The following is a 23,190-nucleotide window of genomic DNA, read 5'->3' on the forward strand; positions in this document are numbered from 1 at the left end:
TGTTCAGGAAAACTCTTCTTAAATTAAAGCGTAGATGGCATTTGCAAAACTTGCATGCCCATAAAATCTACTTTCAATGACATATCAATAACTCATCCAAAAATTTCCACTCTGGTAATAAGGCAAAAGCACGTTTTTCATTCAGCGTTCATGTAAATGAAAGCAGGTTGTCATCTGATAAGTTAAAAATAATGGGTTAATCGGACTGATTAGCAGGCAAAAAATTTTGGGATGTACGGGAATGGCGGTTACACTTCACCCGCTGATTATTTGACTACAGGAAAGAATGGATTGTGACCAAACTCAAACTTCTGGCATTAGGCATCCTTGCCGCGACCGCAGTAAGCACCGCACAGGCGGAAAGTCAGTGGACGGTTGGCGCGGGTGTTGGCGTCATTAACAGCCCGTACAAACAGTATGACCGTGATGTTTACCCTGTTCCCGTTATCACCTATGAAGGGGATAACGTCTGGTTCCGTGGGCTCGGTGGCGGCTACTATCTGTGGAACGATACGGCCGATAAGCTCTCCATCATGGCTTACTATGATCCGACGCACTTCAAGCCGGGTGATAGCGACAGCCACGCGCTTCGCCAGCTCGACAAGCGTAAAAGCTCAATGATGGCTGGCCTCTCTTATGTGCATAACACCCAGTATGGCTTCCTGCGTACGGCCCTGGCAGGCGATACGCTGGATAACAGCAACGGTTTTATCTGGGACCTGGCGTGGTTGTACCGCTATACCAACGGTGCTTTGACTCTGACCCCGGGGATTGGTGTGCAGTACAACAGCGAGAACTACAACGACTACTATTATGGCGTCTCTAAAAACGAGTCCCGTCGTAGCGGTCTGAAGAGTTACAGCGCAGATGACGGCTGGGATCCGTACCTGGAGCTGACCGCGAGCTATAACTTCCTCGGCGACTGGAGCGTGTACGGTACTGGCCGTTATGAGCGTCTGAGCGATGAAGTGAAGGATAGCCCGATGGTCGACAAGTCCTGGGCAGGCATCTTCTCTGTCGGTGTGACCTACAAGTTCTGATTGTGCACTCATAGTGTGCAATTGATGCATTAAAACGGGGCGCATGCGCCCCGTTTGCTTTAGTGTGGTGCAGCGAGATTATCGCTTAACAATGCGGATCGTCTGCCCTAAACGAGATGGCTTTTCTTCACTCGCTTTCTGAGGGGTGGTTACGCAGGCGGTTTCCACGCAGACGAACGTTTTATAACCGTTGTCAGGCACGTCGGCCATGCTGACAGACAGCGCCGGACCCGGGTTCCAGCCCACCACGTTGCTATGGTGGTGATGTACCACCTCGATGCCGCGGTTCAGGGCACCGTCGTGGATCATGCTGCATGCTTCCGGATGCAGATAGACGCGGTCGGTACGGTCAGGAAACGCCTGAACGCCGTCACTCAGCTTCCCTTCTTTGGCGTTATCGACTTTGTCGATAAAGGTATCGCCAAGGCCGCTCACCTTCACTGCGCTGATGTCACCCACGTTGAAATAGGTGTGCAGGGCGGAGGTGGTTTCGAACTCGCCGTGGGCTTCCAGTTCGATTTCACAAGTTTTACCCAGCTTAAAGCGGGCGTACAGGGTGAAATCGTGCGGCCAGAGGGCACGAGTTTCATCGTTAGCCTGCAGCTCAAAGGTCAGCACGGCGCCGTTGTCGTCTTCGTTATGCGCTTTCAGGGTCCACTGCTGGTTACGGGCAAAACCGTGAGAAGGCAAACCCGGCTGTGCGGACGGGCCGAACCACGGCCAGCAGATCGGTACGCCGCCGCGAATCGCCGCCCCTTTTTTGAAAGAGGTCACATCGCTCAGCCACAATCCCTCTGCTTCACCTTCGGGTTTCCAGGAGAGCAGGTGGGCGCCGTTCAGCGCCACGGAGGCCTTAACGCGTGGATGGTCAACGACGATAACGTCAGCACCGTCAATCTGGCGGCGGGAGAGCACAGGGGTAAGTTGTTCGACTACCGGAAGTGCAAAAATTTTATTAATCATTAAGCAATCCTCTGTCTTATAAATAAAAAAGGCGACCGAAGTCGCCTTTTTGGATCAAACACTCATCTCAACTTATTTGGAGATGTGAGCGATCAGGTCCAGTACTTTGTTAGAGTAGCCGGTTTCGTTGTCGTACCAGGATACCAGTTTAACGAAGTTGTCGTTCAGTGCGATACCTGCTTTAGCATCAAACACGGAAGTGCACACTTCGCCGTTGAAATCGGTAGAAACAACGTCGTCTTCGGTGTAACCCAGAACGCCTTTCATTGGGCCTTCGGAAGCAGCTTTGATTGCTTTCTTAATTTCTTCATAAGAAGCAGCTTTTTCCAGACGAACGGTCAGGTCAACAACGGATACGTTAGGAGTTGGAACGCGGAACGCCATACCAGTCAGTTTGCCATTCAGTTCTGGCAGTACTTTACCTACAGCTTTAGCCGCACCGGTAGAGGATGGGATGATGTTCTGAGCCGCGCCACGGCCGCCGCGCCAGTCTTTGTGAGACGGGCCATCAACGGTTTTCTGAGTAGCGGTGGTTGCGTGAACGGTAGTCATCAGACCTTCGATGATGCCGAAGTTGTCGTTGATAACTTTAGCCAGCGGTGCCAGGCAGTTGGTGGTGCAGGATGCGTTAGACACGATATCCTGGCCAGCGTAAGTTTCGAAGTTTGCACCACGAACGAACATTGGGGTGTTGTCTTTGGAAGGACCAGTCAGAACAACTTTCTTCGCACCCGCAGTGATGTGTTTACGTGCAGTTTCGTCGGTCAGGAAGATACCGGTTGCTTCAGCAACAACGTCAACACCAATTTCGTTCCATTTCAGGTTAGCTGGGTCTTTCTCAGCAGTAACGCGGATGGTTTTGCCATTTACAACCAGGTGGCCGTCTTTCACTTCAACGGTGCCGTCGAAACGACCGTGAGTTGAGTCGTACTTCAGCATGTACGCCATGTATTCAGCGTCCAGGAGATCGTTGATACCAACGATTTCGATGTCAGAACGTTTCTGAGCAGCACGGAAAACAATACGGCCGATACGGCCAAAACCGTTGATACCTACTTTGATAGTCATATATTCCACCAGCTATTTGTTAGTGAATAAAAGGTTGCCTGTAAAATTACAAAAACCTTACGCAGCGTCAAGCGGAATCGTGTCAATCATTGCGACAAATCAATCCTGTGACTAACGTTTGTGCGACTGACTCGCCTCACTTTCCCTTTGAGCTTGCAACCACATGGGGGCTGCGCCCGGAATTTTAAAGTCCTCGCAGGATAAAAATGTGAATGTGATCACAATTGCCTGACCGCCTTTTCGCGACACATAAGTTTAGATCAAAAGTGCACGCAAGGGTGTTAATGTTTTGTTAGAATGCGGGGTAAAAGATGTCTGTTTCTACAGCGAGATGTAAGCATATGTCGAACCAACGTAACCCTGACGATTTGAAAAAAAACCTCACAGAAATGCAGTTTTACGTGACGCAGAACCACGGAACGGAACCCCCGTTCACCGGGCGTTTACTGCACAACAAGCGGGACGGTGTCTACCACTGCCTGGTCTGTGATGCCCCGCTGTTTAATTCACAAACGAAATTTGATTCGGGCTGCGGCTGGCCGAGCTTTTACGAGCCGGTGAGCGATGAGGCTATCCGCTATCTGACCGACTCGTCGCACGGTATGGTGCGCACCGAAATTCGCTGCGGCAACTGCGATGCGCACCTTGGCCACGTCTTCCCGGATGGCCCTCAGCCAACGGGCGAGCGTTTCTGCGTGAATTCAGCCTCAATGAGCTTCACTGACGACGAAAACGGCGACCAGATCAAGGGTTGAAAAAACGATTCAGCAAATTATTCCTTCGAAAGGGCGGGATTGTGAATATTGAAGACATGATTAGCGGGATGACGCCGGAAATTTATCAGCGTCTGGTCACCGCCGTAGAGCTGGGAAAATGGCCCGATGGCGTCGCGCTGACCCCGGAGCAGAAAGAGAACAGCCTGCAGCTGGTGATGCTGTGGCAGGCGCGCAACAACACCGACGCGCAGCACATGACGATCGACACCCGTGGCCAGATGGTGATGAAGAGCAAGCGTGAGCTGAAAGAGGACTTCGGTATCACGCCGAAGCCGATTGCGACTTTCAAATAAGGCTCTCCCTGTAGGCCGGGTAAGCGCTAGCGCCACCCGGCACACTACACCTTAGTGTGGGATCCCGAGCGACGCCGCCAGCTGCTTCGCTAACTGGTTTTCGTCATCCGCGCCATACTCCCAGAACATCGCTCCGGCGAGCCCTTTCTCTTTGATGTAGTCCGCTTTGATCGCCACGGATCGCGGGTTCTCATACGAAATCGCAAACAGCGCGCTGCCATCGGCACCTTTCACCGAGAGCCACGGCACCTTTGCCTGGTCGTCCCAGTGTTCAGTAAAGCGTTTCTGCGGATCGTTCAGCAGCTTTTTGACGATATCGTTGTACTTCACGTAGGTATCTTTGGTCAGGTCATAGCCGAGTGACTTGAACAACCCAATCTCCTGCGGCCCGAAGTAGGGCTGAGTGGCCGGATTTTTTTGCGCATCGGGTTTCGTCCAGTCAATGCCCGGCTCCACGGCGCGTTTCGGTACGCGGCCATAGAAACCAATCCCGAGATTCATCTGCTGCGGCTTCAGCCCGGCGGCCAGATAGTTGTTCACCACAAAATCGACGCTGTATTTGTCTGCGGCGGCCACCGTCGGCCAGGTGCTGGAGTCATACAGGTTGGCATTGAAGTACTGCGTGCCGTACGCCATGTCGTAGGTCATCAGGTTGATGTAGTCGAGCAGGGGCGCAATGGCTTTCACATCCACCCAGCTTTTCGGACTTTCCGCATTCGCGCCTACCGCAATGGTCACCAGCTTTTTATGCCCGAACGCGTCGCGCATCTCCTTCAGCAGGGCGGTAAAGTTATCCCGGTCGGCGGGCTGGCTTGCCACCAGCCCCCAGGCACCGTTGACCGGATACTCCCAGTCGAGATCGATCCCGTCCAGACCATATTTTTCGACAATCTCCTGTGCGGAGCGGATGAACACCGCGCGGCTCTCTTGGGTTGCCGCTGCGCCAGAGAAGCCACGCGCGCCCCAGCCGCCGACGGAGAGCAGGACCTTAAGATTTGGGTTTTGCTTACGCAGAGTGGGGATTAAGGCCAGATCGGACGCCACTTTTGGCGATAGCCAGATTTGATGCAGCTTCGCCGGATCTTTCAGCGCGGCGTTGGTTTCGTCTTTTTCGTCGTTATAGACCAGACCAAACGAGTAGTTCAGGTGGGTGATCTGGCGAACGTCCAGTTTATTGATATCGCCACCCGGTCCGGCGGTGACATCGCCACCCCCGTTAAAGTAGCCCACGGACATCAGGGAACTGGCGGAGGCAACTGACGCGCAAAGCAAGGGTAATGCTGCCAGCAAGGGCAAACGTTTCATACAAGTTCCTCTTTGACTTAATAAAATTAACCACGCCACGGAAAAGGCGTGGCGAAAAAACAGCCTAAAGAGAATAGCATTGCCGCTTCGCTGAGGTTGCGAGGGAGTTCACTTTATGGGAGATCGGAGGGGGTTTGCCGGGTGGCGCTGACGCTTACCCGGCCTACAAAACCAAAGAAGTAGGCCGGGTAAGGCGCAGCCGCCACCCGGCTTAAAAGGCCTAAGCCTGCGTTTCCAGCCAGTCTTCGAGCGTATACAGCGTCGCGCCTTCCGCTGCCATATCCATAAACGCCTGGGCGCTGTCCTGCGGGTGAATGTTCACCCCGCGGCAGCCGTCGGTGATGACGCTGACGGTGTAGCCTAACTGAAGCGCGTCCAGCACGGTGAACTTCACGCAGTAGTCCGTTGCCAGCCCCAGCACAATCAGCTCCGTGATTTCGTGGTGACGTAACCACGCATCGAGAGCGGTTTTCTGACGATGCCCGTTATCAAAAAACGCGCTATAGCTGTCAATAGCCGGGTTTTCGCCTTTGTGGAACACCGCATCGATGGCCTTTTGATTCAGGAGCGGATGCAGCGCCGCGCCTTCCGTCTGCTGTACGCAGTGATCCGGCCAGAAGGTTTGCGCCAGCCCGTCGAGTTCACCCTGGGTGAACGGCTCGACGTTGTGCTGGCTGGCAAAGCTGCCGTGATTCGCCGGGTGCCAGTCCTGGCTTGCGACAACCGCTTCACCGCGGGCTTTGCACCAGTCAATCAGCGTGTTGGCCACGTCAACGGTGCTGTCACCTTCGGCGACGGCCAGCGCACCGCCCGCGCAGAAATCATTTTGCAAATCGACCAGGAGCAGGGCGCGTTGCTTCATGAGACCTCCTTATTCGTCAGGCGTCAGTTCGCCGCGCAGGTTTTGCATCATCGCGCTGCGAATGGACTGAATGTCCAGATCCTGACTCAGTAAATAGTGAAGTTTAGTCAGCGTTGCCTCAACGGTCATATCGAAACCGCTGATCACCCCCGCATGCGCCAGCGCGTTGCCAGTGGCATAGCCGCCCATATTCACTTTACCGGACATACACTGGGTCAGGTTCACCACCACAATTCCACGCTCGCTGGCTTCCTGAAGCTCTTTCAGGAATTCACCGTTCTGCGGCGCATTGCCCACGCCGTAGGAGCGCAGGATCAGCGCCTTCACCGGCTGGCGCAGGAAGTTACGCACCACGTCCGCAGAGATACCCGGATAGATGGTGACCACGCCAATCGGTTGCGGAGTAATCGGATGAACAATCAGCTCGCCCGCGGTGTTCGGCGCAGGAGGGGTTCCCAGACGACGGATATGAATACCGGCCTCCAGCAGCGGCTGCAGGTTAGGTGAGGCAAAGGCGTCAAAGCCGTCGGCGTGGGCTTTGGTGGTGCGGTTACCGCGATACAGACGGTTGTTAAAGAACAACGACACTTCGTTAATCGGGTAATTCGCCGCCACGTACAGGGAGTTCAGCAGGTTGATCTGTCCGTCGGAGCGTAGCTCCGCCAGCGGAATTTGCGACCCGGTGACGATAACCGGCTTGCTCAGGTTCTCCAGCATGAAGGAGAGCGCCGAGGCGGTAAACGCCATGGTGTCGGTACCGTGCAGGATCACGAAGCCGTCGTACTGGTCGTAATGGGCTTTAATGTCATCCGCGATGTGCTGCCAGTCTTCCGGCGTCATGTCGGAGGAGTCCATCAGCGGCTCGTATTCGTGGATAGTAAAGTCAGGCATTTCCGGACGGTGGAATTCGGGCATCAGCGCAAGCTGACGCTGAAGGTGGCCGGAGACAGGGATATAGCCGTTTTCGGAGCGCTGCATACCGATGGTACCGCCAGTGTAGGCTACATAAATCGATTTCTTCTGCATGGTAGTGAGTTCTTGTTCTTCAAAAGAAAAAAATCCCCTCTTCGCGGGAAGAGGGGACGGTTTTTAACGGACGTTCGCGCAGGTCAGGCAAAACGCGTAACGACTCTGTGGATCGTTAAAGGCCGCAAGCTTATCGCTTTCCGCCTTCATCGCTTTTGCCGCCGTGGCGACCGGCGCAGGCAGGTAAGCCTGCAGCGCCTCCGGCAGCATGGCGCGTACCGAGCCGGACATGCTGTCCATGACCATATCGAAGAACGACGGTTCGTCCTGGTAATACTCGATATGCCACTGCTTCAGCTTCGCCAGTTCGGCGGCTTTCTTCACCGCGTCATCGAAGTCACCCAGGCTGTCCACCAGTCCGTTGCTCTTCGCATCCTGACCGGTCCAGACGTGGCCCTGTGCAATCTGGTCGATCTGCTCAGGCGTCTTTTTACGCGAGTCTGCGACCAGGGTGATAAAGCGTTTATAACCGTTCTCAATGCTGAGCTGCATCATCTCAGAGACTTCCGGCGGCAGGGATTTGGTCACCGAGACATCCGCCAGCGGAGAAGTCGCTACGCCGTCGGTATGCACGCCCAGAGAATCCAGGCTGTTCTCTACGGTGTTGATCACCCCGAAGATACCAATCGAGCCGGTCAGCGTGCTTGGGTTCGCCACGATGTAGTTGGCTGGCGTGGAGATCCAGTAACCTCCGGAGGCGGCCATTCCGCCCATTGAGACGACGACCGGCTTACCGGCGGCGCGCGCCGCGGCCAGTTCAGCGCGGATCACTTCGGAGGCGCTGACGCTACCGCCAGGGCTGTTGACCCGCAGGACAATCGCCTTCACTTTCGGATCCAGGCGCGCATCGCGGATTTGTGACGCGGTGGTATCGCCACCCACGTTCCCCGGGGTCTCCTGACCGTCCATGATCGCACCGTTAGCAAAGACCACCGCGACGCTGTCCCCGTTCTCATCCGGTTTCTTCGTCGAGTAATCATACATGCTGATGGCGCTGTAATTTTTGTCCTCTTTGCTCCAGCCAAACTGTTTGCTCAGGGATTTTTCAATCTCTGCGCTGGTGCCCAGGGCATCAACCAGTTTGTTATCGAGCGCATATTTCGCGGTATCGCCGTCAACCTTACGCAGGCCTGCCAGCACGCCCTGCGCGCCAGGGAACACCTGCTCAGGCGTAATCTGACGGTTCGCGGCAACGGTGCCCAGATAGTTCTGCCACAGCTCACCAATCCAGCGGCTGTCCGCTTCGCGGGCGGCAGGGGACATATCGTCACGGATAAACGGCTCCACGGCAGATTTGTACGTACCGACGCGGAAGACGTGGGTGGTGACCTTCAGCTTATCGAGCAGCGATTTGTAGTACAGGCCGTTGGTGGCAAAGCCGTGCAGATCGACCGTACCCTGTGGGGAGAGCCAGATCTTGTTGGCGAAGCTCGCCAGATAATATTGTCCCTGGCTGTAGCTGTCGCCCACGGCAATGACCGGCTTGCCGCTGTCGCGGAATTCGCGCAGCGCTTTACCGATGTACTGCATAGACGGCTGATCGCCGCCGGCAAAATCTTTCAGATCCAGCACGATGCCGGTGATGTTGCGGTCATCTTTGGCCTGACGGATGGCATCGACGATATCGAACAGGGAATTTTCCTGCAGACGGTCTGACGTGGCGCCAAACAGCTGACGGCTGATTACGCCCAGACGATTGCTGGCTGACGGTTTATCAACGATTACGCCGGTGATATCAAGTAGCAGGGCCCCGCGAGTCGAATGCTGCGCCTGATTCGCGTTGCTGATGTGCATCCAGATACCCGCGCAAACCAGAACCAGCAGGATGAAGAAGATGTTCATCACCAGGTTGCGGACGAAGTTGAGCAGTCGCCACGTCCATTTAAAGAAACCGGCAATAATTCGCCAAAGGGTTCGCATGTATTCTCCCTAACCAGAAAATGACTGTTTCCGTCGCCACTGGACGGTAATGTTGGGTTATCGTAATGACCCAACCGCCACTTGTCAGCAGGAATCGCCTGCCAGGCTGTAACAAAATCTGCCGTCGTGTTAATTTTGTGAGTAAATTTCAAGAAAGGAGTTAACCAATGGACGCACTCGAACTGCTTGTTAACCGCCGTAGCGCTTCCCGTCTGGCCGAACCTGCCCCGGCAGGCGAGCAGCTGGAGAACATTCTGCGTGCCGGCATGCGTGCCCCCGATCATGGCACACTGCAGCCGTGGCACTTCTTTGTAATTGAAGGCGAAGGCCGCGATCGTTTCAGTAAACTGCTGGAGCAGGGGGCGGTGGCCGCAGGGCAGGATGAGAAAGGAATCGATAAGGCGCGTAATGCCCCGTTCCGCGCCCCGATGATCATCGCTGTCGTGGCAAAATGCCAGGCGGATCATAAAGTCCCGGTCTGGGAACAGGAAATGTCCGCGGGCTGTGCGGTGATGGCGATGCAAATGGCCGCCGTCGCGCAAGGCTTCAACGGTATCTGGCGCACCGGTGCGCTGACCGAAAGCCCGGCGGTCCGTGACGGTTTTGGCTGCGGTGAGCATGACAAAATTGTCGGTTTCCTCTACCTCGGCACCCCGCAGCTTAAAGCCTCCAGCACCATCAGCGTGCCGGACACCACGCCTTTCGTCAGCCGCTTCTGATAACGCACGCTAAACTGTCTGGATTCTGAGCATCTGCCGCAGAATTCAGACAGTCATACTTACCTCTTTATGGAATGAGCGCTACCATAGCGCGATTGAGATGACAGGAGACGTCCATGAGCGAGCAAACCATTCGTTTAACGCAGTACAGCCACGGAGCCGGTTGCGGTTGTAAAATTTCCCCGAAAGTGCTGGAGACCATCCTGCACAGTGAACAGGCGAAGTTTGTCGACCCGAACCTGCTTGTCGGCAATGAAACGCGCGACGATGCTGCAGTTTATGACTTAGGTAACGGCACCAGCATTATTAGTACCACCGACTTCTTTATGCCGATTGTCGACAATCCGTTCGATTTCGGGCGCATTGCGGCCACCAACGCCATCAGCGATATCTTTGCCATGGGCGGTAAGCCGATTATGGCGATCGCCATTCTGGGCTGGCCGATCAACACCATCCCGCCGGAAGTGGCCCGTGAAGTGATTGATGGCGGCCGTTTCGCCTGCCAGCAGGCAGGAATTGCGCTGGCCGGTGGTCACTCTATCGATGCGCCGGAGCCTATCTTCGGCCTGGCCGTCACCGGCGTGGTGCCGACCGAACGCGTGAAGCGCAACAGCACCGCACAGGCGGGCTGCAAGCTGTTCCTCACCAAGCCGCTGGGTATTGGCGTGCTGACCACCGCCGAGAAAAAGTCCCTGCTGAAACCGGAGCACAAAGGGCTGGCAACCGAAGTCATGTGCCAGATGAACCTCGCCGGTGCGGCGTTCGCCAATATCGACGGCGTGAAGGCGATGACCGACGTGACCGGTTTTGGTCTGCTGGGGCACCTCTCAGAAGTGTGTCAGGGCGCGGGCGTGCAGGCGCAGGTCTGGTATCAGGACGTGCCGAAGCTGCCGGGCGTGGAGGAGTACATTGCTCAGGGCGCGGTCCCGGGCGGTACCCAGCGTAACTTCGCCAGCTACGGTCACCTGATGGGCGAAATGCCAGAAGAATGGCGCAATCTGCTGTGCGATCCGCAAACCTCCGGCGGCCTGCTGCTGGCGGTGACGCCGGAATCCGAAGCCGAGGTCCAGGCCACGGCCGCCGAGTTCGGCATTACCCTGACGGCGATCGGCGAGCTGGTAACCGCGCGCGGTGGCCGACCGATGATTGAGATCCGTTAATTCGATGCGGTTGTTTATTGCCGAAAAGCCGAGCCTGGCCCGTGCCATTGCCGATGTGCTGCCCAAGCCGCATCGCAAAGGCGACGGCTTTATCGAATGCGGTAACGGGCAGGTGGTCACCTGGTGTATCGGTCACCTGCTTGAGCAGGCGCAGCCGGATGTCTATGACAGCCGCTACGCCCGCTGGAATTTGAACGATCTGCCCATTGTGCCTGAAAAATGGCGCCTGCAGCCCCGGCCTTCAGTCACCAAACAGCTCAACGTGATCAAGCGCTTCCTGCATGAAGCCGAAGAAATCGTGCACGCGGGTGACCCGGACAGGGAAGGGCAGCTGTTGGTGGATGAGGTGCTGGACTATCTGGAGCTGGCGCCGGAAAAGCGCCAGCAGGTGCAGCGCTGTCTGATCAACGACCTCAACCCACAGGCGGTCGAGCGAGCCATTTCGCGCCTGCGCGCCAACAGCGAGTTTATTCCGCTGTGCGTCTCGGCGCTCGCGCGTGCCCGCGCCGACTGGCTGTACGGTATCAACATGACCCGCGCCTACACCATCCTCGGGCGCAACGCGGGCTATCAGGGCGTGCTCTCCGTGGGGCGCGTGCAGACGCCGGTGCTGGGGCTGGTCGTGCGTCGTGACGAAGAGATTGAGAACTTCGTCGCTAAAGATTTCTTTGAGGTGAAAGCGCATATCGTCACGCCTAAAGACGAGCGCTTCACTGCCGTCTGGCAGCCGAGCGATGCCTGCGAGTCGTATCAGGATGAAGAGGGGCGTTTGCTGCACCGCCCGCTGGCGGATCATGTGGTTAACCGCATTACCGGACAGCCGGCTATCGTTACCAGCTATAACGATAAACGGGAATCAGAACCCGCGCCGCTGCCGTTCTCGCTGTCGGCCCTGCAGATTGAGGCCGCGAAGCGCTTCGGCCTGAGCGCGCAGAATGTGCTGGATATCTGCCAGAAGCTCTACGAAACCCACAAGCTGATCACCTATCCGCGTTCGGATAGCCGCTATCTGCCGGAAGAGCATTTTGCCGGTCGTCATTCGGTGATGAACGCCATTAGCGTGCATGCGCCGGATCTGCTGCCGCAGCCGGTGGTGAACCCGGACACCCATAACCGCTGCTGGGACGACAAAAAGGTGGACGCCCACCACGCGATTATCCCGACGGCGCGCGCCAGCAACGTCAATCTGACCGACAACGAAGCAAAGGTCTATAACCTGATCGCCCGCCAGTACCTGATGCAGTTCTGCCCGGACGCGGTGTTCCGCAAATGCGTGATCGAACTGGAAATCGCGAAAGGGAAATTCATTGCGAAAGCCCGTTTCCTTGCTGAAGCAGGCTGGCGCACGCTGCTGGGGAATAAAGAGCGTGACGAGGAGAACGACGGCACGCCGCTGCCCGTCGTTGCCAAAGACGATGAGCTGCTGTGTGAAAAAGGGGAAGTGGTGGAACGTCAGACCCAGCCGCCGCGCCATTTCACCGATGCGACGCTGCTGTCCGCGATGACCGGCATCGCCCGGTTCGTGCAGGATAAAGATCTGAAGAAGATCCTGCGCGCCACCGACGGTCTGGGCACGGAGGCGACCCGCGCGGGGATCATCGAGCTGCTCTTTAAGCGCGGTTTTCTTGAGAAAAAGGGGCGCTATATCCATTCGACCGAGCCGGGCCGCGCGCTGATTCACTCCCTGCCTGAGCTGGCCGCCAGGCCGGACATGACCGCGCACTGGGAGTTGGTGCTGACGCAGATCAGCGAGAAGCAGTGCCGCTATCAGGACTTTATGCAGCCGCTGGTGGGGACGCTTTACCAGCTGATCGATCAGGCGCGCAGCACGCCGGTGAAGCGCTTCAGAGGGATGGTTGCACCAGGCGCGGGTGCGAAGAAACCGTTTAAAAAGAAGAAGAGCGCGGCCGCCCCTTAACCCGTAGGCCGGGTAAGGCAAAGCCGCCACCCGGCGAAAGACAGCTCTGCGGCTTGAAAAAAGCCCGGTGGCGGCTACGCCTTACCGGGCCTACAGGGCGAGAACGCAGCGAAAACTTAAATCACACCCTGCCCAATCATCGCATCCGCTACCTTCACGAACCCGGCGATATTCGCCCCGCGCACGTAATTGGTTTGCGATGCTTCACCGCCGTACTCCACGCACGCATGGTGAATATCCAACATGATATGGTGCAGGCGCGCGTCCACTTTTTCCGCCTTCCAGCCGAGACGCGCGGCGTTTTGCGCCATCTCGAGGCCGGAGGTCGCCACGCCGCCCGCGTTAGCGGCCTTGCCCGGTGCAAACAGCACGCCCGCCTCCAGGAACAGGTCCGTCGCGTCGATCGTGGTCGGCATGTTCGCCCCTTCGGCCACCGCTTTTACGCCATTGCTAATCAACGTGCGCGCGGCTTCAGCATCCAGCTCGTTCTGCGTGGCGCACGGCAGGGCGATATCCACCGGCACGCCCCACGGCTGTTTCCCTTCCAGGTAGGTCAGGCCAAACTCCCGGGCGTAATCCGCCACGCGTCCATCGCGGCTGGCTTTGATTTCACACAGGCGCGCCAGCTTCTCTGCTGTGAAGCCCGCTTCATCCACCACCGTTCCGCTGGAATCAGAGGCGGTCACTACGCGAGCGCCAAACTGCATCGCTTTCTCAATCGCGTACTGCGCCACGTTACCGGAGCCGGACACCGCGACGCGCATACCTTCGAAGCCTAAGCCGTGACGCTTGAGCATAGCTTCGGTGAAGTAAACCAGACCGTACCCGGTCGCTTCCGGGCGGATCAGGCTCCCGCCAAACGACAACCCTTTGCCGGTAAAGACGCAGGCGCTGTTGTTGGAGAGCTTTTTCATCATCCCGGCCATAAAGCCTACTTCACGCCCGCCCACGCCGATATCACCGGCAGGCACGTCGGTGTCAGGACCAAGATGGCGATAGAGTTCGGTCATCAGCGCCTGGCAGAAACGCATCACTTCGCCTTCGCTTTTGCCTTTCGGGTCGAAATCGCTGCCGCCTTTCCCGCCGCCCATGGGCAGCGTGGTCAGCGCGTTTTTAAAGGTCTGCTCGAAGCCGAGGAATTTCAGAATCGACAGGTTCACGGACGGATGGAAACGCATGCCGCCCTTAAACGGACCGATGGCCGAGTTAAACTGTACGCGCCACGCGCGGTTAACCTGCACCTGGTTGCGATCGTCCACCCACGTCACGCGGAACTGGATCACGCGCTCTGGCTCGACAAGGCGTTCAAGCAAAGACATCTGGCGATAGCGCGGGTTTTGTTCAAGGAAGGGCCACAGGGTGGTCATCACTTCACGCACGGCCTGGGCGAACTCGCTTTGGTGCGGGTCGCGCTGCTGAACATGGGCAAGGAAACTTTCCAGAGAGCGTGTCTGATCCATAGATATAAGAGCCTCTTATAATAATGTTTGTATATGACTTATGCGTTTTGTGTTGTTTTTTTGACTATACCACCCGTACTGCTTTGTCTGGCAAGCAGAAATTCAGGGCGAAAGGGAAATTAATGAAATGAGCTGCGTCATAACCAAAAGCGATGATGAGATATATTAAAGGTTCCGCGCTGGTTTACCGTTATAGTCATTATCAAGGGAACAACAGGAAGATGTGTCTATGAACCGTTATCTACTGACCGCATTATGTGTGATCTTTACCGCAGGTGCGCAGGCTGACCGCATTCGCCCGGACGTGGAAGTGAATGTGCCGCCGGAAGTGTTTAGCTCCAGCGGCCAGAATCAAACGGTGCAGCCCTGTAATCAGTGCTGCATCTATCAGAATCAGAACTACTCGGAAGGGGCCGTGGTGAAAGCGGAGGGCGTGCTGTTGCAGTGCCAGCGCGACGAGCGCGTTATTGGCACGAACCCGCTGGTCTGGCGTCGCGTAAAACAATAAACGCTTCCAGAAGGGGAATATCCGCGGGGGCTAAGGCGTAGCCGAACGCCTCTTCCGGCGTACACCACGCCAGCGTGCTGTGGTAGTGCGCCGTGAGCTCGCCGCTAAACGCAGGAACGTGCCAGGCGTGCAGGTTGATTAAGCGCTGCGAGACTTCGCGCTGGTGGCTGGCCACGTATTGCGCAGGGCGTGCTTCAATACCTAACTCTTCACGCAGCTCGCGGATAAGCGCCTCGGGCTGGGTTTCTCCCGCCTCGACTTTGCCGCCTGCAAATTCCCACATGCCCGGCTGGTCGGCGTGGGCAGGGCGCTGTGCCAGTAAAATTTTGTCGTCTTTTTCGATGATGGCGGCAACGACATCGAGTGTTTTCAGCATGGTCGTCAATAATTGATAGCAAAAAAAGACATATTATCGTGCCCTTTCTCAGAGTCCAGCTATCAGGAGAATCAGGTGAAAGAGACTACCGCCTGGGTTGCCCCTATCGAATCCCTTCCCGCCAGCCTTAAACCCATTGCCGTGATGCAGAAAAAGCATTTTGGCGCCGTGCTGAATCCCACGCGCTGGTGGGGGCGCATGCCGCGTCTGTTCTGGCTGGTGGCGCTGTTCGTCGGTTTTCTGGAGCGTCGTCGCGCGCGCCTGACGCCCGTGCTTCGTTCCCTGCTCATGACGCGGGTGTCCCAGCTCTGCCACTGCGCTTTCTGTATTGATGCCAACAGCCTGCGGCTGGCCGAGCGCTGCGGGGCGCTGGATAAGGTGCAGGCCGTGAGCGACTGGCAGGGTTCCGCCTTGTTCACGGAGCAGGAGCGCGCGGCGCTGGCCTACGCCGAGGCGGTAACCGCCACGCCGCCCCGGGCGGATGAGGCCATCAGAGCGGCGCTGAAGCGTCACTTTACGGATGACACTATCACCGAGATGACGGCGCTCATTGCCTTTCAGAATCTCTCTGCCCGCTTTAACGCCGCGCTGGATATTCCGGCGCAGGGGCTGTGCGCCACCTTTAACGAGACGCCTCATGCTTGATCGCCACCTTCATCCGCAGATAAAACCGGCGCTGAATCGTCTGGTCTCCGTGCTGGACCGACCGGGAATAACGCCCGACGGATTAACCCTGACCGGGTTTGCCATCGGCGTGCTGGCGCTGCCGTTTCTGGCCCTTGGCTGGTATCCGGCGGCGCTGGTCGTCATCGTGCTGAACCGCCTGCTGGACGGTCTGGATGGGGCGCTGGCGCGCCGCAGAGGGCTGACCGATGCGGGGGGATTTCTCGATATTGCGCTCGATTTTCTGTTCTACGCCCTGGTGCCGTTTGGCTTTGCGCTGGCAGCAACCGTTGAGAATGCGCTGGCCGCGGCCTGGCTGCTGTTTGCGTTTATCGGGACCGGCAGCAGTTTTCTGGCGTTTGCGGCGCTGGCCGCGAAGCACGACATCGACAACCCCGGCTATGCGCACAAGTCGTTTTATTACATCGGCGGGTTAACGGAAGGAACGGAGACCCTCGCGCTGTTTGTGCTGTGCTGCCTCTTTCCGGCGCACTTTACGCTCTTCGCGTGGGTATTTGGCGCGCTGTGCTGGCTGACCACCACAACGCGCATCTGGAGCGGCTACGTGACGCTGAAGTCACTCAACCCTTAGAGCGCACTTTCAGGCCCGCGTTCACCGGTCGTCACCGGGTTCTGCGGGTGACTGCTCCATTCGTACCAGCCGCCGTCATAGACGGCGATATTCTTCCAGCCCATCGCCCGGGCGTACATAAAGGTTTCAGACGCCCGCCAGCCGGTGCCGCAGTAAAACGCAACGTGCTGTTCCGGCAGAATATTCCAGCGCTTCCACTGAGCGTCGATGTCGTCAGCGCTGCGCATGGTGCCATCCGGGTTATGGAAATCCTCCATATGGGTAGCATCGCTGCCCGCGTGACCCCAGCGGGCACCGGCAATTTCACCTTTTGGCTTGATGTAGCTGTAGCCGCTGGTTTCGCCGATGAACTCCGGCCACGAGCGAATGCTGACCAGGGAGGCATCCTGACGGTGCAGCATGCCGCGCGCCTGTTCCATATCCACCATCAGCTGCGGCTGACCGGGGATCGGCGCGCCAAAATCGGGGGCTGGCATTACTTTACCGGGCGTGCCGCGCTCAACCGGCAGGCCTGCATCTGACCACGCCTTCCAGCCGCCGTCGAGAATACGCACATCCTTCACGCCCGCATACAGCATAATCTGCGCCACGCGCGCGGCGGCGTAGACGTCGCGGCCATACAAGATGACGGTGGTGTCGTGACGGATCCCGTGCTTCGCCAGCATCGCTTTCAGCTTGTCGTCGGAGACTTTATTCCACAACGGTTCGCTTTCCACCTCGTTGGTGTCGATATAGCCCGCGCCGGGAATGTGGTTCAGCAGGTAAAACTTCGGCGCGCCCCAGGCGGCTTCGATCACTTTCCAGTCGCCCGCCGGTGCGGCAGTCACGGGTTTACCCTGCTGGAGCCGGTGGATCCACTGCGGGTAAACCAGCTGTTCAAAGTGGGGCAGACGCTGAAGGCGGTCTGGGGTCTGCAGTGCATCGCTGAGCAGCGAAACGTGGCGGTAACCGGCTTTCTCCAGGCGGGCTTTCACCGCCTGGTTATCGTTTTCGTCGCCGTACAGCGCGATGGCCGTCGCAGGGGTAAGCTGATGCTGTTTGGCCCACAGCGCAATCTGCTCGTCGCTCATGGCGCTAAGCCAGGCGGCAGCAAGGTTGAGTGCGGTGGGTTCATGCCCGGAGGGGCCGCTGAGCGTCTGCGGCCAGCCGTTATAGAAGGCGCTGGCGCGTGTGTCGACAGGCGTGCCGTGCTGTGCCTGAAGCTGAGACAGCGTGATGGCGTTGGGCATATCAGCCGCCAGCGAGGAAAAAGAAGCGAGGCCGCAGAGCAGGGCCTGCGCGGTCAGTTGAGAAACACGTTTCATCGAATAACCTGACGTCAGTAAAAGAGGGGGGCATTGTCGTCTCTCCCGAATCGGAAAACATTGCGTTAGCACATTATTGCCAGCGAGAAATCTCAATCAGCTCGCCGCCGGGTGGAATATCGTCCTCATCGTGCGTGACCAGCACCACCGGAATATTGCGCGCGCGGACGGCGTCAAACACCCATGCCCGAAATGAGGCCCGCAACGCTTTATCGAGGCGGCTGAACGGTTCATCCAGCAGCAGCGCCTGCGGCTCCGCGAGCAGGGCCCGCAGCAGGCTGACCCGGGCGCGCTCCCCGCCGGAAAGGGTAGCCGGGTCGCTGGCGTAATGGTCGCTCAGCCCGGCGGAATCCAGCGCCTGCGCGACCGCTTCCCGCCGCGCGCTGCCGGCGATCCGCTCAGGCAGCGCCAGCAGCAAATTTTGCCCGACGCTGAACTGATCGAACAGCAGCGCGTCCTGAAAGAGAATACCCAGCCCGCGGGACTCCACGGGAAGCGCGTCGCAGCGACGCGCGTCGAGCCACAGTTCACCCCGCGCCTGGAAATCGTCTGACAGCGCGCCGACCATCCAGGCAAAAAGGGTCGATTTGCCGCTGCCGGACGGCCCCATCAGGGTGACGATCTCCCCCCGGGGCACGCAAAAACTGACCTCGCGGAAAAGCGGTTCGATGGTGAGATTTTTTACCTTCAGCATTAACGTAACCCTTGTCGGTAGCGGCCCACGAGCCGGGATAACAGGGCGGCAAGACCAAACACCGTGCCCGTGACCAGCAGTAATCCCAGCGCCCGGTTAGCAAGAATCGGGATGCTGCCCCCGCTGCTCAGCGCGACGGTTTCGGTGGTCAGCGTGGCGAAACGCCCCGCGCCCAGCCACAGCGTCGGTATGTATTGCGCCATGCTGACGGAAAAGCCGGTGGCAAAGGCCAGTAGCGCAGGGCGCACCAGCAGGGGGCATTTCACCAGGCAGAAGACTTTGGCCCGTCGCCAGCCGAGGGTTCTGGCGGTGAGGAGCAGACGGGGATCGATCCGGCGCCAGGCGGGTTGCAGCACCAGCAGCGTCCACGGCAATACCCACAGCAGGTGGCTCCAGAGCACGGCGGCGTAGTGCCCGTCGACGCCCAGGTGCAACGCAATCGCATACTGGCCGGTGACGAGCGGGAGGGCCGGAAGGGCGAGCGGTAACCATACCCACAGCGTGCCGCGCTGCGGACCCCATTCCAGCCAGAGTAAGCCGACGACCAGGGCAATCAGGGCTGAAAGCAGACCGAATGACAGGCTGGTTCCCACCGGGCCAACGTCTTCCCGTTGCGCCAGCATCAGCAGCACCGCGGCGCACAGCACGCCGCACGCGGGCAGGAACCCGCTCAGTGCCCGCTCAGGCAGGGCGAGCTGAGACCGGGGACGCGTTCCGGAGAAGTCCGCAAGCGTGCGAACCCATGCCTTCCAGAGGCCGTATCCCAGAGCGGCAAGCGCGGCCAGCAGCAGAAGGAGAAGCAGGCACAGCAGCGTCCCTTTTGTCTGCTGCTGTGCGTCGCCCTGGCTCAGCCACTGCCAGGCCAGCACGGCCAGGGTAGGCGGGTTGCCCGGCCCGAGAACGATCGCCACATCGACGACCGACAGCGACCACGCCAGCACCGCCAGCATCACCGCGCCGAGAACGGGCGCGATAGCCGGCAGGATGAGCCAGCTGAGCGTCTGAAAACGCCCGTAGCCGAACGTCTGCAGGACGATTTTCTGCTGCGCGAGCCGTTTTTCCGGCAGCACGGCGTAAATCGCCCACAGGACAAAGGCGCTCTCTTTGACCGCGAGCGTCAGCCCCAGCCCGGCGCCGTAGCGGTCAAACGGTGGGGAACAGACGGTGCAGACCTGATAAAACAGACCGCCCTCGGCAAACAGCAGTAGCGCGCCGGTGGCGAACGCCACATGGGGGATCGCCAGCAGCCACGGCAGGCGGGTTGTGAGACGTCGCCAGCGTTTCCCGGGCCAGACAAGGCTGACGAGGAGAAGGGCAATCAGCAACGCCCCCAGCGTGGCGATGAGCGTTGAGACCAGCGTGGCAATGGTTGCCTGAGGCAGCTGCGGATCGTTCAGCAGCCGCTGCCAGTTTGTCACCGAAAACGCCGGGGCAAACAGCATGGCGCCGGCGGGCAGGAGCGGCAGATAAATTACCGCCATCGCCAGCCAGACAAGCCCGCTCAGCGGGTGCCGTAACGACGCAGCCATTCCTGCTCCAGCGCATTTACCCAGGCGGACTGGGGCTCTGCAAGCACCTTCGGCAGCCCCTGCGGCGTGTGGGCCAGCAGCTGTCTGGCTTCACCTTCAGGCAGCGTTTTGGCATCCAGCACGCTCGGATCGCCCCAGATGGCCGGGTCAGCTTTGCGGATCTGCGCCTGCGGTGAAAGCAGGAAATTGGCGACCACTTTCGCCCCTGCGCTGGCGCTGGCATTGGCCGGAATCGCCACAAAATGGATGTTGCCAATCGTTCCGCCGTGGAAACCAAAGCTGTAGCTGTCGGCGGGCAGTTCGCCGCTCGCCACTTTTTGCTGCGCATGTGCGGGGTTAAAGGTCAGGGACAGGTTCAGGCTGCCGCTGGCAAGCAGGGCATCCATCCGTGCAGGAGAAGGGGGGAAATCTTTCCCTTCGCGCCACAGCAGCGGGTGGAGCGTGTCCAGATAATCCCAGAGCGGTGCCGTCACCTCGGCAAAGGTGCTATCGGGGGCCTTTTGCAGCGCGTCCGGGTGAGCGGTCAGCGTCAGCAGCAGCTGCTCAAGAAATGCCGTGCCGGTAAAATCGGGCGGGCGAGGATAGCTGATCTTGCCGGGGTGCTGCTGCGCGTAAGCCAGCAGCGCCTGAGGATCCACTGGCGGCGTCGGCATGCTGGCCTTGCGGGCGATAAAGGTCAGCTGCGCGCCGCCCCACGGCGATTCCGCGCCGTCTGTGGGGATAGCAAAATCCTCCGTGACGGGCTTGCGGGTATCAACATAGCGCCAGTTGGGCAACGTCTGCGCCCATCCGGTCTGCAGCAGGTTTGCCTCTTTCAGCGTGCGGAAGTTCTCGCCGTTAACCCACAGCAGGTCGACGGAGCCGTTGGTCTTACGCCCCGCGGCGGCTTCGGTCTGAATGCGTTTTACCGCGTCGGCGGCATCCGCCAGCGGGACAATTTTAAGGGTAATGGCATAGTGCGTTTGCATCTCACCGCTGACCCACTCCAGATAGCGGTTGACCGCCGGATCGCCGCCCCAGGCGTTAAACCAGACGGTCTGGCCTTTAGCCTGTTGCTGAATGGCCTGCCAGCCGTCGGCGGCAAATAGGGGGGCTGCCAGCAGCAGACCGGTCAGAAACGTGCAAAAACGCACACGGCGCATAATGCCTCACTTTTTAGCAGACGGGAGAAAACGGGAAAACAGCTGGCGGGTGACCAGCGGTAATAACCCCAGTAGTGTAAAGGCGAATACCATGCCCGGCGACAAAATATCGCGCAGCGAGGTCACTTTTCCCAGCTCGCGCCCGGCGTTCAGAAAGATAATCGTGGCGGGCAGCATGGCGACCTGGCTCACCCACCAGTAGCGAAATACCCCAATCCGGGTTAGCCCCATCAGCAAATTCACCAGAAAAAACGGGAACAGCGGCATCAGGCGCAGGGCAAAAAGAAAGTTCGCGCCGTCGCGTGCCATGCCGGTATTCACCGTACTCATCTGCCGGGCAAACCGCCGTTGCACCCAGTCGCGCAAAAAATAGCGGCTGGCGAGCATCGCCAGCGTGGCCCCGAGCGTGGAGGCAAAGGAGACCAGCACGGTGCCTTCCCACAGGCTAAACAATGCCCCGCCCAGCAGGGTCAGGACCGCCGCGCCGGGTATCGAGAGGGCGGAGACCGCCACATAGACCGCAAAAAAGATCAGCGCGCTGCGCAGCGGCGCGTGGTCGACATAGGCGAGTAACGCCTGATGGTGCGTTTTAATCCCTTCCAGGGAGAGGGTTCCCGGGGGAAGCATGACAAACGTCAACATAAATGCGCCCAGAAGGGCGCACAGGAAGAGTGTTTTTGGAATATTCACGCGTCATTACAGCTTGAATTTAGCCCACACTGGCGCGTGGTCAGACGGTTTTTCCATGCTGCGGATGTCGTAGTCGATCCCGGTTTCGATGCAGCGCTCGGCCAGCGGTGTACTGGCGAGCAGAAGATCGATACGCAGGCCGCGGTTGTCGTCAAAGCCTTTAGAGCGATAGTCAAACCAGGAGAAGCGATCCTGCGTTTCCGGGTTGGCATTGCGGAAGGTATCCACCAGGCCCCAGCCCAGCAGGCGCTCCATCCACTCACGCTCTTCCGGCAGGAAGGAGCATTTGCCGGTGCGCAGCCAGCGTTTGCGGTTCTCTTCGCCAATACCGATATCGAGATCCGTCGGGCTGATATTCATGTCGCCCATGATCAGCACCGGATTCTCTTTTTTGAGTTCGGTGGTCAGGTAGTCCTGCAGATCCTGATAAAACTTCGCTTTCGCCGGGAATTTGGTTTCATGGTCACGGCTTTCACCCTGCGGGAAATAGCCGTTGATGACCGTGATATTCCCGATCGCAGAAGGGACTTCCGCCATGATAATACGACGCTGCGCTTCTTCACCGTCGCCCGGGAAGCCGCGACGCACGGAAACCGGCGGCGCTTTGGTGAGCAGCGCGACGCCATAGTGACCTTTCTGGCCGTGATAAAAGACGTTGTAGCCGAGTTTCGCCACCTCTTCGAGGGGGAACATGTCGTCGTGAACCTTTGTCTCCTGCAGGCCGATCACATCTGGCTGATGTTGCTCAACGATAGCTTCAAGCTGATGAGGGCGGGCACGCAGGCCGTTGATATTAAAAGAGACAAATTTCATAGTCGCTGCCAGTGCAAGGTGAATAGTGCAAGGATGGTAGCAGAATTTGCGTCAACTGTTATCGGCTTCGACCAATAACTGCAACAGATAATGCCGGTGGTGCAATATTTGCACCATTCTGACGCGCTTCGCCCTCAAACAGGGCGTAAATGGCCGATAAATTTCGCGAGCGATCACAATTCCAGAATTATATTTGGCCTGTGCATACTCTTTCTGATTTTCATGCGGCAAAGCGCCGCTTGTCGTAAAATATTCACTTTTTATGCACTAACAGTGAATGACTCCATATTGTAACTCATTGATATTCTGTTACCTCAATCCGTTTATGCATTTTTATCGCTGGCTGGCACGAAGGCTGCAATCTACATT

At 58.2% G+C, this 23,190-nt stretch carries 23 protein-coding genes; 9 read left to right on the forward strand and 14 right to left on the reverse strand.

Annotation, left to right across the window (positions count from 1 at the left end; genetic code table 11):
- Window positions 1-293 precede the first annotated feature (293 nt).
- Complete coding sequence (locus ABFV38_RS08790; RefSeq protein ID WP_045910236.1) at window positions 294-1,040, forward strand: MipA/OmpV family protein; 747 nt, start codon at window positions 294-296, stop codon at window positions 1,038-1,040.
- A gap of 78 nt (window positions 1,041-1,118) precedes the next feature.
- Here ABFV38_RS08790 and ABFV38_RS08795 read toward each other — a convergent pair whose 3' ends face one another.
- Both ABFV38_RS08795 and gapA read right to left on the reverse strand, forming a co-directional pair.
- Window positions 1,119-2,003, reverse strand: a complete 885-nt coding sequence (locus ABFV38_RS08795; RefSeq protein ID WP_235404140.1) for a D-hexose-6-phosphate mutarotase — start codon at window positions 2,001-2,003, stop codon at window positions 1,119-1,121.
- Window positions 2,004-2,075: 72 nt separating this feature from the next.
- A complete protein-coding gene (gapA, locus tag ABFV38_RS08800; RefSeq protein WP_006809136.1) occupies window positions 2,076-3,071 on the reverse strand; it encodes a glyceraldehyde-3-phosphate dehydrogenase in 996 nt (331 codons plus the stop codon).
- Window positions 3,072-3,412: 341 nt separating this feature from the next.
- Here gapA and msrB point away from each other — a divergent pair, with 341 nt between their 5' ends.
- Together msrB and ABFV38_RS08810 are read left to right on the forward strand one after the other, a co-directional pair.
- Window positions 3,413-3,826 (forward strand): peptide-methionine (R)-S-oxide reductase MsrB, encoded by a 414-nt coding sequence (msrB, locus tag ABFV38_RS08805; RefSeq protein WP_008500710.1) that lies wholly within the window; start codon window positions 3,413-3,415, stop codon window positions 3,824-3,826.
- 41 nt (window positions 3,827-3,867) lie between these two features.
- The gene (locus ABFV38_RS08810) at window positions 3,868-4,140 is read left to right on the forward strand and encodes a YeaC family protein (protein ID WP_023327144.1); all 273 of its coding nucleotides are present in this window, start codon (window positions 3,868-3,870) and stop codon (window positions 4,138-4,140) included.
- Between the two features lie 51 nt (window positions 4,141-4,191).
- On the opposite strand, the gene ABFV38_RS08815 is transcribed toward ABFV38_RS08810, so the two are convergent.
- From ABFV38_RS08815 to sppA, 4 genes are all read right to left on the reverse strand, one after another.
- Entirely contained in the window at window positions 4,192-5,445 is a 1,254-nt protein-coding gene (locus ABFV38_RS08815) for a glycoside hydrolase family 18 protein (RefSeq protein ID WP_048027506.1), read from the reverse strand.
- Window positions 5,446-5,665: 220 nt separating this feature from the next.
- Window positions 5,666-6,307, reverse strand: a complete 642-nt coding sequence (gene pncA / locus ABFV38_RS08820; protein ID WP_023327146.1) for a bifunctional nicotinamidase/pyrazinamidase — start codon at window positions 6,305-6,307, stop codon at window positions 5,666-5,668.
- A 9-nt stretch (window positions 6,308-6,316) separates the two neighbouring features.
- Complete coding sequence (gene ansA, locus ABFV38_RS08825; RefSeq protein ID WP_008500705.1) at window positions 6,317-7,333, reverse strand: asparaginase; 1,017 nt, start codon at window positions 7,331-7,333, stop codon at window positions 6,317-6,319.
- A gap of 63 nt (window positions 7,334-7,396) precedes the next feature.
- The gene (gene sppA, locus ABFV38_RS08830; protein ID WP_045910239.1) at window positions 7,397-9,253 is read right to left on the reverse strand and encodes a signal peptide peptidase SppA; all 1,857 of its coding nucleotides are present in this window, start codon (window positions 9,251-9,253) and stop codon (window positions 7,397-7,399) included.
- 167 nt (window positions 9,254-9,420) lie between these two features.
- Here sppA and ABFV38_RS08835 point away from each other — a divergent pair, with 167 nt between their 5' ends.
- The 3 genes from ABFV38_RS08835 to ABFV38_RS08845 all read left to right on the forward strand — a co-directional run bounded on the left by ABFV38_RS08835 (window position 9,421) and on the right by ABFV38_RS08845 (window position 13,050).
- The gene (locus ABFV38_RS08835) at window positions 9,421-9,972 is read left to right on the forward strand and encodes an NAD(P)H nitroreductase (RefSeq protein ID WP_045353688.1); all 552 of its coding nucleotides are present in this window, start codon (window positions 9,421-9,423) and stop codon (window positions 9,970-9,972) included.
- Window positions 9,973-10,088: 116 nt separating this feature from the next.
- On the forward strand, window positions 10,089-11,132 hold the full coding sequence (selD, locus tag ABFV38_RS08840) for a selenide, water dikinase SelD (protein ID WP_008500702.1): 1,044 nt from the start codon (window positions 10,089-10,091) through the stop codon (window positions 11,130-11,132).
- 4 nt (window positions 11,133-11,136) lie between these two features.
- Window positions 11,137-13,050 (forward strand): DNA topoisomerase III, encoded by a 1,914-nt coding sequence (locus ABFV38_RS08845; RefSeq protein WP_348959145.1) that lies wholly within the window; start codon window positions 11,137-11,139, stop codon window positions 13,048-13,050.
- Between the two features lie 116 nt (window positions 13,051-13,166).
- Here the strand turns inward: ABFV38_RS08845 and gdhA are convergent, their stop codons facing one another.
- Window positions 13,167-14,510 (reverse strand): NADP-specific glutamate dehydrogenase, encoded by a 1,344-nt coding sequence (gene gdhA / locus ABFV38_RS08850; protein WP_008500700.1) that lies wholly within the window; start codon window positions 14,508-14,510, stop codon window positions 13,167-13,169.
- Window positions 14,511-14,739: 229 nt separating this feature from the next.
- On the opposite strand from gdhA, the gene ABFV38_RS08855 reads away from it, so the two are divergent.
- On the forward strand, window positions 14,740-15,018 hold the full coding sequence (locus ABFV38_RS08855) for a DUF1496 domain-containing protein (RefSeq protein ID WP_045910243.1): 279 nt from the start codon (window positions 14,740-14,742) through the stop codon (window positions 15,016-15,018).
- Here ABFV38_RS08855 and ABFV38_RS08860 read toward each other — a convergent pair.
- Window positions 14,975-15,394 (reverse strand): pyrimidine (deoxy)nucleoside triphosphate diphosphatase, encoded by a 420-nt coding sequence (locus tag ABFV38_RS08860; RefSeq protein ID WP_348959147.1) that lies wholly within the window; start codon window positions 15,392-15,394, stop codon window positions 14,975-14,977. The genes ABFV38_RS08855 and ABFV38_RS08860 overlap by 44 nt on opposite strands.
- 75 nt (window positions 15,395-15,469) lie before the next feature.
- Between ABFV38_RS08860 and ABFV38_RS08865 the strand changes: the two genes are divergently transcribed.
- Window positions 15,470-16,039 carry a carboxymuconolactone decarboxylase family protein gene (locus ABFV38_RS08865; RefSeq protein WP_348959149.1) on the forward strand — a complete coding sequence of 190 codons (570 nt, stop codon included), beginning with the start codon at window positions 15,470-15,472 and terminating at the stop codon, window positions 16,037-16,039.
- Entirely contained in the window at window positions 16,032-16,649 is a 618-nt protein-coding gene (locus tag ABFV38_RS08870) for a CDP-alcohol phosphatidyltransferase family protein (RefSeq protein ID WP_348959151.1), read from the forward strand. Before ABFV38_RS08865 ends, ABFV38_RS08870 begins: the two co-directional genes overlap by 8 nt.
- Here ABFV38_RS08870 and ABFV38_RS08875 read toward each other — a convergent pair.
- From ABFV38_RS08875 to xthA, 6 genes are all read right to left on the reverse strand, one after another.
- Entirely contained in the window at window positions 16,646-17,953 is a 1,308-nt protein-coding gene (locus tag ABFV38_RS08875) for a rhodanese-like domain-containing protein (RefSeq protein WP_348959153.1), read from the reverse strand. The two genes, ABFV38_RS08870 and ABFV38_RS08875, sit on opposite strands and share 4 nt — an antisense overlap.
- A 73-nt stretch (window positions 17,954-18,026) precedes the next feature.
- Window positions 18,027-18,647, reverse strand: coding sequence for an ATP-binding cassette domain-containing protein (locus ABFV38_RS08880; protein WP_167212779.1), 621 nt, complete (start codon window positions 18,645-18,647; stop codon window positions 18,027-18,029).
- Window positions 18,647-20,176: a thiamine ABC transporter permease gene (locus ABFV38_RS08885; protein WP_348959155.1), complete on the reverse strand. Its 1,530-nt coding sequence runs from the start codon at window positions 20,174-20,176 to the stop codon at window positions 18,647-18,649. The genes ABFV38_RS08880 and ABFV38_RS08885 overlap by 1 nt, the downstream gene beginning before the upstream one ends.
- Window positions 20,149-21,318, reverse strand: a complete 1,170-nt coding sequence (locus ABFV38_RS08890; protein ID WP_348959157.1) for an ABC transporter substrate-binding protein — start codon at window positions 21,316-21,318, stop codon at window positions 20,149-20,151. The genes ABFV38_RS08885 and ABFV38_RS08890 overlap by 28 nt, the downstream gene beginning before the upstream one ends.
- Before the next feature lie 6 nt (window positions 21,319-21,324).
- Window positions 21,325-22,008 (reverse strand): TVP38/TMEM64 family protein, encoded by a 684-nt coding sequence (locus ABFV38_RS08895; protein ID WP_348959159.1) that lies wholly within the window; start codon window positions 22,006-22,008, stop codon window positions 21,325-21,327.
- 6 nt (window positions 22,009-22,014) lie between these two features.
- Window positions 22,015-22,821 (reverse strand): exodeoxyribonuclease III, encoded by an 807-nt coding sequence (gene xthA, locus ABFV38_RS08900; protein ID WP_032667291.1) that lies wholly within the window; start codon window positions 22,819-22,821, stop codon window positions 22,015-22,017.
- Between the last annotated feature and the right edge of the window lie 369 nt (window positions 22,822-23,190).

The sequence above is a fragment of the Enterobacter cloacae complex sp. Mu1197 genome (assembly GCF_040059225.1).
Taxonomy (GTDB): domain Bacteria; phylum Pseudomonadota; class Gammaproteobacteria; order Enterobacterales; family Enterobacteriaceae; genus Enterobacter; species Enterobacter quasiroggenkampii.